The sequence below is a fragment of the Ewingella sp. CoE-038-23 genome, from assembly GCF_040419245.1.
GTDB lineage: Bacteria > Pseudomonadota > Gammaproteobacteria > Enterobacterales > Enterobacteriaceae > Ewingella > Ewingella allii.
In genome coordinates this window covers 1316936-1328337 of the sequence record NZ_JAZHOH010000001.1, presented here as the reverse complement: position 1 = coordinate 1328337, position 11402 = coordinate 1316936, and the positions used below count along the sequence as shown (strand labels likewise).

The 11402-nt window shown below is 54.9% G+C and carries 11 protein-coding genes; 9 read left to right on the top strand and 2 right to left on the bottom strand.

Annotation, left to right across the window (positions count from 1 at the left end; genetic code table 11):
* Nucleotides 1–142 precede the first annotated feature (142 nt).
* Nucleotides 143–1177: an NAD-dependent epimerase/dehydratase family protein gene (locus V2154_RS06370; protein WP_353501523.1), complete on the top strand. Its 1035-nt coding sequence runs from the start codon at nt 143–145 to the stop codon at nt 1175–1177.
* Nucleotides 1178–1188: 11 nt separating this feature from the next.
* Here V2154_RS06370 and V2154_RS06365 read toward each other — a convergent pair whose 3' ends face one another.
* Nucleotides 1189–2034, bottom strand: a complete 846-nt coding sequence (locus V2154_RS06365) for an N-acetylmuramoyl-L-alanine amidase (RefSeq protein WP_353501522.1) — start codon at nt 2032–2034, stop codon at nt 1189–1191.
* Between the two features lie 214 nt (nt 2035–2248).
* On the opposite strand from V2154_RS06365, the gene V2154_RS06360 reads away from it, so the two are divergent.
* From V2154_RS06360 to sanA, 8 genes are all read left to right on the top strand, one after another.
* Nucleotides 2249–2824: a lipoprotein gene (locus V2154_RS06360; protein ID WP_353501521.1), complete on the top strand. Its 576-nt coding sequence runs from the start codon at nt 2249–2251 to the stop codon at nt 2822–2824.
* Between the two features lie 262 nt (nt 2825–3086).
* Entirely contained in the window at nt 3087–3815 is a 729-nt protein-coding gene (artP, locus tag V2154_RS06355; RefSeq protein WP_353503930.1) for an arginine ABC transporter ATP-binding protein ArtP, read from the top strand.
* A gap of 20 nt (nt 3816–3835) precedes the next feature.
* Nucleotides 3836–4567 carry an arginine ABC transporter substrate-binding protein gene (gene artJ / locus V2154_RS06350; protein WP_353501520.1) on the top strand — a complete coding sequence of 244 codons (732 nt, stop codon included), beginning with the start codon at nt 3836–3838 and terminating at the stop codon, nt 4565–4567.
* Nucleotides 4568–4579: 12 nt separating this feature from the next.
* Nucleotides 4580–5296, top strand: a complete 717-nt coding sequence (gene artQ / locus V2154_RS06345) for an arginine ABC transporter permease ArtQ (protein WP_353501519.1) — start codon at nt 4580–4582, stop codon at nt 5294–5296.
* Complete coding sequence (gene artM / locus V2154_RS06340; protein WP_353501518.1) at nt 5296–5964, top strand: arginine ABC transporter permease ArtM; 669 nt, start codon at nt 5296–5298, stop codon at nt 5962–5964. The genes artQ and artM overlap by 1 nt, the downstream gene beginning before the upstream one ends.
* A gap of 231 nt (nt 5965–6195) precedes the next feature.
* Complete coding sequence (gene cdd / locus V2154_RS06335) at nt 6196–7080, top strand: cytidine deaminase (protein ID WP_353501517.1); 885 nt, start codon at nt 6196–6198, stop codon at nt 7078–7080.
* A gap of 285 nt (nt 7081–7365) precedes the next feature.
* Nucleotides 7366–9063, top strand: coding sequence for an NAD-dependent malic enzyme (locus tag V2154_RS06330; RefSeq protein ID WP_353501516.1), 1698 nt, complete (start codon nt 7366–7368; stop codon nt 9061–9063).
* A 284-nt stretch (nt 9064–9347) separates the two neighbouring features.
* Entirely contained in the window at nt 9348–10286 is a 939-nt protein-coding gene (gene sanA, locus V2154_RS06325) for an outer membrane permeability protein SanA (RefSeq protein ID WP_353501515.1), read from the top strand.
* A 95-nt stretch (nt 10287–10381) separates the two neighbouring features.
* Here sanA and mglC read toward each other — a convergent pair whose 3' ends face one another.
* On the bottom strand, nt 10382–11392 hold the full coding sequence (gene mglC / locus V2154_RS06320) for a galactose/methyl galactoside ABC transporter permease MglC (protein WP_034789056.1): 1011 nt from the start codon (nt 11390–11392) through the stop codon (nt 10382–10384).
* Nucleotides 11393–11402: the final 10 nt, after the last annotated feature.

Genomic DNA, 11402 nt, shown 5'->3' with positions numbered 1-11402 from the left:
GCGCAGTCGCACCGGCTGGCGTCACGCTTTCCGCCTTTCCGATTGCAAGTAGCACAATTTCACGAAAGAATGGCACCCTTATTGCTCATGGGTATTGGATTGAACCTCAGCCCCGTAAAAAAGCGTTGGAATTGACCTATTTATGAAAGTACTCGTGACAGGCGCCAGCAGCGGTCTTGGCCGCAATGCCGTAGAATTTCTGCGTAACAAAGGCATTAGCGTCAGGGCGACGGGGCGTAACGCTGCAATGGGCTCGCTGTTGCAAAAAATGGGCGCGGAGTTCGTCCACGCGGACCTCACCAGCCTGGTGTCATCGCAGGCCAAAGTACTGCTGGCAGATGTGGACACCCTGTGGCACTGCTCGGGGATGATTTCCCCATGGGGCAGCGAGCAGGAGTTCGAACTGGCCAACGTGCGCGCCACGCGCCGCCTTGGCGAATGGGCCACGGCCTACGGTGTCGAAAACTTCGTCCACCTCTCTTCGCCCGCGATCTACTTCGACTTCCACCATCATCGCAATATAAAAGAAGATTTTCGCCCCAACCGTTTTGCTAACTCCTTTGCTCGCAGCAAGGCAGCGGCCGAACAGGTGATCACCACGCTGGCGCTGTCCAATCCACAGACTCACTTCACGATTTTACGCCCGCAGGGGGTGTTTGGGCCGCACGACAATGTGCTGCTGCCGCGCCTGCTGCAAATGTTGAAATACGGCGGGACGCTGATGCTGCCGCGCGGTGGTGAAGCGCTGGTCGACATGACTTATGTGGAAAACGCCGTGCACGCCATGTGGCTGGCGACGCAGACCCAAAAGACCGAATCCGGCCGCGCCTTCAACATCACCAACCAGCAGCCGCGACCGCTGCGAACCATGGTGGAGCATTTGATGGACGCGCTGGAGATGAATTACCGCATTCGCTCGGTGCCCTATCCGCTGCTGGACATGATGGCGCGCGGCATGGAGAAGATCAGCAAGAACTCGCACAAAGAGCCGGTGTTGACCCACTACAGCGTCGCCAAGCTCAATTTCGATCTCACCCTCGACACGCAGCGCGCGCAGGATGAATTGGGCTATCGCCCGGTGATCTCACTCGATCAGGGCATTATCCGCACCGCCAACTGGCTGCGCGACCACGGCCGTCTGCAAGGTTTGCAGGGCGTCGGTAATAAGCGCGACTAACCCCACCCTTCTTAATTCCCTGCCGGATACTGTTGTAACAGCGCGCTGATAATGGCGTCAGATTCAGCATCGGCCTCGCCGCGATAATCCGCCGGGCGAAAATGCATCTGGAAAGCGGCAATCACCCGCCGCTGCTGGGCTTGGTTCATGTCTGGCGTCACCGGATAGCCGTATTGCTGAAGCTTCGCTAGCAGGTCGGCTTTATCCACTGTCTGATGCGGATCGCGCCCCGCCAGATTATCCCTGACTCGCTGGGCGTCGGGCCACGCGCCTATGCCGCGCTTCGCCAGTTCACGCCATGGGAACAGCGGCCCCGGATCGTCTTTGCGCAGCGGCGCGATATCGCTATGGCCGACCACGTTGCGCGGCTCAATCTGGTAGCGCTGGATAATTTGCTGGCTGAGATCGGCAAGCAGGTCAATTTGCGCGGGCGGGAATGGGTAAAAATGCTTGCCCAGCAGATGGCGGCTGTAGCCTTTATTTTCCAGCTCAATGCCAATAGAGGTGTCATTGAGATTGGTGCGCCCGCGCCAGCCGCTGGCCCCGGCGTGCCAGGCGCGCTGCGACTCTGGCACCAGCTGCCACGCCACGGGTTTGCCGTTTTCCACCGGCGGGTGCGCCGGAATTAAATAATGTGCGCTGACGTGCTCATCAGTAAGCGTATTTAATGCGTTGTGGAAATCTTCGGCGGTGTAATGGATCACCAGAAAACGCACGCGCTGGTCAGCGCCCTGCGCCTGGCGCTGGCTTTCTAGCCGATAGGGTAAATTCTGCTCGGAAGACGGCGAGGTTTGGCAGCCCGTCAGCAGCATTATGGCGGCAATCATCGCTCCGCCGTTGCGCCATAACGCCTTCATAAGCAGAATTCAAAGGAAGCAGTGAGGAAATGTTGCATAAGTATTCCTTATTAGTTTTCGTCCGTTTGCCAGCCAGTCATCGGCCAAAGCCTTGAGTATAGCTTATGAGCTAAGGTTGATTTCGCACCGCACCGTGCATCAATCCAAATCGGTTTTATACTGTATGCTAAAGAAAGTCATGGTGAAAACGTTCAATCTTTCAGTAAGGAATACGATGAAATATAAAACACTTGCCGCCGCGATCCCCCTGGTGCTGACCCTCAGCGCATGTACTACGGTTGAACCGGCTTTTAAGGATATTGGCAGCCGCACTGCGCCCTGCGTTGATGGAGGCCCGGACACCGTCGCGCAGAAATTCTATGATTTACGCATTAAAAATGGCGGTTCTGGCCTGCCGAATAGCAGCCAGCTGGCGCAATACCGCCCTTACCTGAGCACCGGCCTGTATAACGCGCTGCTCAAGGCACAGTCTGAACGTAAAGTAGATATCGCCGCCACGCCGAATGAAAAACAGGGTGCTAGCGACGGCGACGTGTTCTCCAGCCTGTTCGACGGCCCGACTTCGGCCTGGGTTGATGATGCCTCCACTATTCCGAATACCGACGCCCGCAACATCCCGCTGCGCGTGACCATGACCCACGCCAAAGACAACGGCGCGAATTCAACCTGGAAAGATGAAGTGTTGATGGTGCGCGAAGGCCAATGCTGGACTGTCGACGACGTGCGCTACATGGCCGACCTCGACTTCGCCTCCAGCGGTACCCTGCGTCAGGTTCTGGAAAATCAATAATCGCGATGAGTAGCTCCCCTAAATCATTCGAGTTGGATCAAGGCGGCAACTGAGCGAATCCCCGGGAGCTTACTCCAGTAAGTGACCGGGGTGAGTGAAGGCAGCCAACGCAGAAACGGCTTGAAGGATGAAGGGGAGACAATATGATGTGCTATGGTTTACTACTAAAGCACCTCACTCATAAATTTTAAGCCGCGATCGTTGCATAACTATGCTACAGAAGTTAACATCCGCGGCATCAATGGCTATTCACTATTTGCGCATGAGTATTCAACTAAATAACATCAACTGCTTCTACGGCGCACATCAGGCGTTGTTCGACATTCAGCTCGACTGCCCAGCCGGAGAAACCCTCGTGTTGCTCGGGCCAAGCGGTGCCGGGAAAAGTTCTCTTCTGCGCGTGTTAAACCTGCTAGAAATGCCGCGTTCAGGCACGTTGCAGATAGCCGGGAACACCTTCGATTTCACCAAAAAACCTGACGAAAAGGCGGTGCGTGAACTGCGCCAAAACGTCGGGATGGTTTTCCAACAATATAACTTATGGCCGCACCGCACGGTGCTCGACAACCTGCTTGAAGCGCCAATCCGCGTATTGGGTTTAAGCAAAGATGTCGCCATGAAGCGGGCAGAAAAGCTGCTGACCCGCCTGCGCCTGACTGACTACGCGTCGCGCTTCCCACTGCATCTTTCCGGTGGCCAACAGCAGCGCGTTGCCATTGCCCGCGCCCTGATGATGGAGCCGCAGGTGCTGCTGTTTGATGAGCCGACCGCCGCGCTGGATCCAGAAATCACCGCGCAAATCGTCAGCATTATTCGCGAACTGGCCGGTACCGGTATTACTCAGGTTATCGTGACCCACGAAGTGGAAGTTGCGCGTAAAACCGCCAGCCGCGTGGTTTACATGGAAAACGGTCGCGTCGTTGAACAAGGCGATGCCACCTGCTTTACCCAGTCGCAAACCAAAGAGTTTGCCAGCTATCTGTCTCATTGATGTTTACTACGGAGTTTGCGATGAAAAAATTATTAATTGCTGCTGTTTTGGCGAGCGTCACTCTGTCTGCCAGCGCAGCTGAAAACATTCGTTTCGCGATGGAAGCCTCTTATCCTCCGTTTGAATTTGTGGACTCCGGCAACAAGATTCAGGGCTTTGACGTTGACCTGGCGAATGCCGTCTGTAAAGAGATTCAGGCTAACTGTACCTTCACCAATCAGGCGTTCGACAGCCTGATCCCAAGCCTGAAGTTCCGCCGTTTTGACGCGGTAATCTCCGGCATGGACATCACGCCTGACCGCGAAAAGCAGGTTGCCTTCTCCACGCCTTACTATGAAAACTCCGCGCTGTTCATCGCTGAGAAAGGTAAGTTCGCTGACCTCGCCGCGCTGAAAGGCAAACGCGTTGGGATGCAAAACGGCAGTACCCACCAGAAATACCTGATGGAAAAACACCCTGAGATCACCGCCGTGCCTTACGACAGCTATCAGAACGCCGTGCTGGATCTGAAAAATGGCCGTCTTGACGCCGTATTCGGTGACACCGCCGTGGTGAACGAGTGGCTGAAACAGAATCCTAACCTCTCATCCGTCGGCGACAAAATCACCGATAAAGACTACTTCGGCGTGGGTCTGGGCATTGCTGTTCGCCAGAACAACACCGAGTTGCTGAAAAAACTGAATGACGGACTGGCAAAAGTGAAGGCTGACGGCACTTACCAGACTCTGTATTCAAAATGGTTCCAACAGTAAGTTTTGCCATCAATGACTGAACTTCTACCTCTCGCAAGCGCCGCCGGGATGACCGTCGGCCTTGCCGTTTGTGCGCTGGTCCTCGGCCTGTTTTTGGCGATGATTTTTGCGGTGTGGGAATCTGCACCGTGGAAACCCGTCAGCTGGCTGGGTACGGCGTGGGTGACGATTCTGCGCGGCCTGCCGGAAATTCTGGTGGTGCTGTTTATCTATTTCGGCTCTTCGCAGCTATTAGTGGTGCTGGCCGACGGCTTCAACATCAACTTGGGCCTGTTCCAAATCCCGGTGAAGCTGCCTATTGATAACTTTGAAGTCAGCCCCTTTGTTTGTGGCGTAATTGCCCTCTCCCTGCTCTATTCGGCCTATGCTTCGCAGACCCTGCGCGGCGCGCTGAAAGCCGTGCCGCAAGGCCAGTGGGAATCAGGACAAGTGCTGGGCATGAAGAAAACAGCAATTTTCTTCCGCTTAATCATGCCGCAAATGTGGCGTCACGCCCTACCGGGCTTGAGCAACCAGTGGCTGGTGCTGTTGAAAGATACCGCGCTGGTGTCGCTGATTAGCGTCAACGACCTGATGCTGCAAACCAAGAGCATCGCGACCCGCACTCAAGAACCTTTCACTTGGTACATGATTGCCGCCGCGATTTATCTGTTAGTTACCCTGTTCAGCCAGTTTGTCATCAAACGCATCGAACTCCGTACCACCCGCTTTGAACGGAGTGCTTCCTGATGTGGGATTACTTACCCGAAGTTGTCAAAGGGCTGCACACCAGCCTGACGCTGACCATTGCGGCGCTGATCGTCGCGCTGCTGCTGGCGCTGATTTTTACCGTGGTGCTGACACTCAAAGTGCCGGTACTCAGCCAAATAGTGAAAGGTTACATCACGCTGTTCACCGGCACGCCGCTGCTGGTGCAGATCTTCCTTATCTATTACGGGCCGGGCCAGTTCCCCTCGATTCGCGAAATCCCTTGGTTGTGGGACTTGCTGTCACAGCCTTGGCTTTGTGCGATGTTTGCGCTGGCGCTGAACAGCGCGGCTTACACTACCCAGCTGTTTGCCGGTGCCATGCGCGCTATTCCGTCGGGTCAGTGGCAATCTTGCGAAGCACTGGGCATGTCGAAGAAACAGTCGCTGCGCATTCTGCTGCCGTTTGCTTTTAAACGCGCCCTGTCGTCCTATTCGAACGAAGTGGTGTTGGTGTTTAAAAGTACGTCGCTGGCGTACACCATTACCTTGATGGACGTGATGGGCCACAGCCAATTAATGTATGGCCGAACCTATGATGTGATGGTGTTTGGCGCGGCGGGTCTGGTTTATCTGTGTGTTAACGGCCTGCTGACGCTGATGATGCGCCTGATCGAGCGCCGCGCGCTGGCGTTTGAACGCCGCAACTAAGCCGCAGCTAAACTGCACGGCAAGCTCTGCCTTGATTAAAAAGCGACCTGCGGGTCGCTTTTTTTATGCCGAATGCAATGCAATTCCTCGTGGGCATAGCCGAAACTTGCGAGATATCTCGCATTACTGCAACAACATCACCTCATTTCATAAAAATAGTGACGAAAGTCACACAACATTCCCCAAAAGACTCATAGAATGATTTCCCGTAAATCCTGAAGGATCACACCCATGCATTCTCGTTTCCTCGACGCATTCGCCACACTGCCCGCCACTCTTCAGACCGCACTCGAACCGTTGCTCAGCCGTGACGACTTCCCGGCCATGTTGACAGCCGATCAGGTCGCGAACGTCAAAGCGCAGACGGGCTTGGATGATGATGCATTGGCGTTTACCCTGCTGCCGCTGGCCGCCGCCTGCTCCCTGACGCCTATCTCCCATTTCCACGTGGGTGCCGTAGCGCGAGGTGTTTCTGGCAACCTGTACTTCGGTGCCAATATGGAGTTCAGTGGCGCTTCCATGCAGCAAACCGTGCACGCGGAGCAGTCTGCGGTGACGCACGCCTGGTTGCGCGGAGAGGCCAAACTGGCGTCGATCACCGTCAACTACACACCGTGCGGCCACTGCCGTCAGTTTATGAATGAGCTGAACAGCGGCACTGAGTTGAATATCCATCTACCGGACCGCGATGTCGCCACACTGGGCGACTACCTGCCCTACTCCTTCGGCCCGAAAGACTTGGATATCACCACGCTGCTGATGGACAAGGTCAATCACGGTTATCAGATTGCCGAGCAAGACGCCCTGAGCCAACAGGCTTTAGATGCGTGTAACCAGAGCCATGCACCTTATAGCCAGTCACACAGCGGCGTCGCGCTGGAAACGGAAACTGGCAAGATTTTCGCCGGGCGCTACGCGGAGAACGCCGCATTTAATCCGAGCCTGCCGCCGCTGCAAGGGGCGCTGATTTTGCTGAATCTGTCCGGTGAAGACTGCCTGAAAATCCGCCGTGCGGTGATCGTCGAACGCCACCAGCCGCTGGTCAGCCAGCTCGATGCCACCCGCGCCACCCTCGCCGCGTTGGGCTGCCAGCAATTAACGGCAATTACGCTGTAAATTATTATTTGTTCCCCCGACGGCAGGGATTAAACCCACCCTCTGTCGTCGGAAATCACTTTTTTTAGTTACCTAATTCCCTTTCCCCGTCTGGCATTTGAAATAGTTATTTTCCGTTGTTACCCTTCTGTGCAGAAATAGGACACAAATCACATTTCCTCTGCCTTTCGTCATAGGCTGATAACAAATACTGTACATATTTACTTTATCTTTTAGGATCAGCTCCCTGAGATAGTAAATAATAAGAAAACAGCAACCCGCTCCGATAGCCGAAGAGTAAAATCAATGGAACTTGAATACGAGAGTAAACGCCCGCTGTATATTCCACATGCTGGCCCAATCCTGCTTGAATTCCCGCTGCTGAATAAAGGTAGTGCCTTCACAGAAGAAGAACGTAACAACTTTAACTTGCATGGACTGCTGCCGGAAGCCGTTGAAACCATAGAAGAACAAGCCGAACGTGCTTACCGCCAGTTTCAAGACTTCAAAAGCGATATCGATAAACACATTTATCTGCGCAATATTCAGGACACCAACGAAACCCTGTTTTACCGCCTGATTGATTCCCACCTCAGTGAAATGATGCCGGTGATTTACACCCCAACCGTTGGCGAAGCCTGCGAGCATTTCTCTGATATCTACCGTCGCGCCCGCGGCCTGTTTATCTCCTACCCAAACCGCGCTCACATCGACGATATGTTGCAGAACGCCACCAAACAGCACGTAAAAGTGGTAGTAGTGACTGACGGCGAACGCATTTTGGGCCTTGGCGATCAGGGCATCGGCGGCATGGGTATTCCAATCGGTAAACTCTCCCTGTACACCGCCTGTGGCGGTATCAGCCCGGCTTACACCCTGCCGGTGGTTCTCGACGTGGGCACCAACAACCCGCAGTTGCTGAACGACCCGCTGTACATGGGCTGGCGCCATCCGCGCATCACCGGTGACGAGTACTACGAATTCGTTAACATGTTCATCGAAGCCGTGAAAGTGCGCTGGCCGAACGTGCTGTTGCAGTTCGAAGACTTCGCGCAGAAAAACGCCATGCCGCTGCTGACGCGCTACCGCGACGAGCTTTGCTGCTTCAATGATGACATTCAAGGCACCGCGTCCGTAACGCTGGGCAGCCTGATTGCCGCCAGTAAAGCCGCGGGCTGCCGCCTGCGCGACCAGACCGTCACCTTCTTGGGTGCAGGCTCTGCCGGTTGTGGTATCGCCGAGCAGATCATCGCCGGCATGAAAGCCGAAGGTCTGAGCGACGAAGAAGCCCGTGCGCGCATCTTCATGGTAGACCGTTTCGGCCTGCTGACCGACAAACTGCCAAACTTGTTAGATTTCCAGAGCAAGTTGACGCAAAAAAGCGCCGACCTCTCCGGCTGGGGCTTGGATAACGACAGCATCTCCCTGCTGGACGTGGTTCGCCATGCAAAACCTACCGTGCTGATTGGCGTTTCCGGCCAGCCTGGTTTGTTCACCGAAGAGCTTATCCGCGAAATGCACAAGCACTGCGAGCGCCCAATCGTGATGCCACTGAGCAACCCGACCTCTCGCGTGGAAGCCCAGCCGGTGGATATCATCACCTGGACCGACGGCAACGCGCTGGTCGCGACCGGCAGCCCGTTCTCTCCAGTGACCTACAAAGAGACTGTCTACCCGATTGCCCAGTGCAACAACTCCTACATCTTCCCTGGCATCGGCCTGGGTGTCGTGGCATCGGGTGCAACCCGCGTGACTGACGAGATGCTGATGGCCGCCAGCCGCGCGCTGGCAGAGTGTTCGCCGCTGGCGACGGATGGCGTGGGCTCCCTGCTGCCAGACGTCAATGACATTCAGGGCGTGTCTAAGTGCATCGCCATGGAAGTGGGTAAAGCCGCGCAGTTGCAAGGTGTGGCGATGGTGACCTCTGAAGATGCGCTGTCAAAAGCCATTGAGCATAACTTCTGGTCACCGCAGTACCGCGATTACAAACGCACGTCGTTCTAATCTTCGCGGACTCACGCTAGAGATCATCGGGCCAGGCAGCTTCTGCACTGGCCCTTTTTTATGCTGTTTTACACCAAAATTGGAATACAGCTTCCACAGCACGAAGTAATTACCCCATTGTTGCTGAAATATTCCGCGAAGCCCCGAGATACGGAGCCGTGCTTATTGCATGGTTTCGATAGGTCAAGTAGCCTTGAATTCCTGATTTCCAGCAGCGACTCAGGGAAGCGAGAGAGCATAGCGTTAGCCGCTAAGGCCGCTGCAACCTGAAGGATGACGAGTTTATGATTAAGCGACTGATAGTAGGCTTCATCAGCATCATAGTATTGATGTTGGTTGTCGCTATTGGGCTTGACCGGTGGATCAGCTGGAAAACCAAAGATTATGTCTATGACGAAGTGCAAGAGTTGCCGCATCGTCAGGTCGGCGTGGTGCTCGGCACGGCCAAGTATTACCGCACCGGCGTCCCCAATCAGTACTATCTCTACCGCATTCAGGGTGCCATCAATGCCTATAACAGCGGCAAAGTAAAATACCTGCTGTTGAGCGGCGACAATGCCCAGCAAAGCTATAACGAGCCAATGACCATGCGCCGTGACCTGATGGCAGCGGGCATTCCGGCCAGCGATATCGTGCTCGACTACGCCGGTTTCCGCACGCTGGACTCTATCGTGCGCACCCGCAAGGTGTTCGACACCAATGATTTCCTGATAATCACCCAGCGTTTCCACTGCGAGCGCGCCCTGTATATTGCGCTGCACATGGGGATTCAGGCCCAGTGCTTCGCCGTGCCGTCGCCGAAAGACATCATGACCGTTCGCGTGCGTGAAATCTTCGCCCGCCTTGGTGCGCTGACTGACCTGTATATCCTTAAACGCGAGCCGCGCTTCCTTGGCCCGCTGATCCCGATCCCCGCCGTCCATCACATCCCGGATGACGCGCAGGGCTACCCGGCCGTAACGCCTGAGCAGCTGCTGGTACTGCAACAGAAATTGGCCGATGAGAAGAAAGCGGCGGAAGAGAAAGCCGCCCAGCTTAAAGCAGCCGCAGAGAAAGCCGCGGCGGACAAAGCGGCGGCCGATGAAGCCGCCAGACTCAAAGCCGAGCAAGAAGCTAACGACACCGAGGAACAGAGTGTGGATGGTGACGCACCTCCACCACCGCCTTCGCGGCCAATGGTGCCGGGCCGCAACCCGTTCTCGCAGTCGCGGGAATCTCATTGACTATAAAACAACAAGGGCGCCGAAGCGCCCTTGTTAGTACTATTGATTTATTTACTGCTGATTTTTTAGTTGTTGGTTCTTCCTGCTCCCCACTCTTATTTCTTCTTGGCGTACTTCAGTGAATCCAGCGCCACCGCGAAGATAATAATCGAACCTTTGATAATGTACTGCCAGTACGGGTTCACCCCGATGTAGGTCAGGCCGTAGTTGATCACGGTGAAGATAAGCACCCCCGTCACCACGCCCGCCACTGACCCTACACCACCGGCGAAGGATACCCCGCCCACCACGCAGGCCGCGATGGCATCCAGCTCATACATAAAGCCGAGGTTGTTGGTAGCACTGCCGATACGCCCGGCTTCCAGCAAGCCGCCGAAGGCGTAGAACACGCCGGACAGCGCGTAAATCATAATCAGGTTTAACGGCACGTTTACGCCGGAAACCTTGGCTGCTTCTGGGTTGCCGCCGATAGCAAAGATGTTTTTACCGAAGCGAGTTTTGTTCCACAGGATCCAAACAAAGCCAATGGCAATCAACGCGTAGAAGGTGATGTAGGAGATCTTCAGGCCGCCCAGCTGAATAAAGCCCTGCGCAAAGCTGGAGAATCCTGGGTCAAACCCTGCCACCGGCGAGGAGCCAACGTAGTCGTAATACAGTGAGTTAATACCGTAAACGATAATCATGGTGCCTAAGGTGGTGATAAATGGCGTCACGTTGAGGTAGGCGATGATAATACCGTTCACCAAGCCAATCAGCGCGCCAATCACGCACACGGTCAGAATAACCACTGGAATAGGGACGACTTCAAGATGCGGGAACACCTTGTTAACGTTATCCATCGCCTGCAACAGGGTGGCTGCAACCACCGCCGCCAAGCCGACCTGACGACCCGCTGACAAGTCTGTGCCCTGAGTCACAATCAGCCCCGCCACGCCGAGGGCGATAATTACGCGTACTGAAGACTGAGTTAAAATATTACTCAAGTTGACCAGGCTGAGGAAGGTCGGGTCCTGAATAATGATAATTGCCAGTAACACCAGCAACACAACGTAAATCCCGCCCTCTTTTAAATAAGTGAGCATACTTTTCTTATTTAATGCTTTCATAATAAGAACC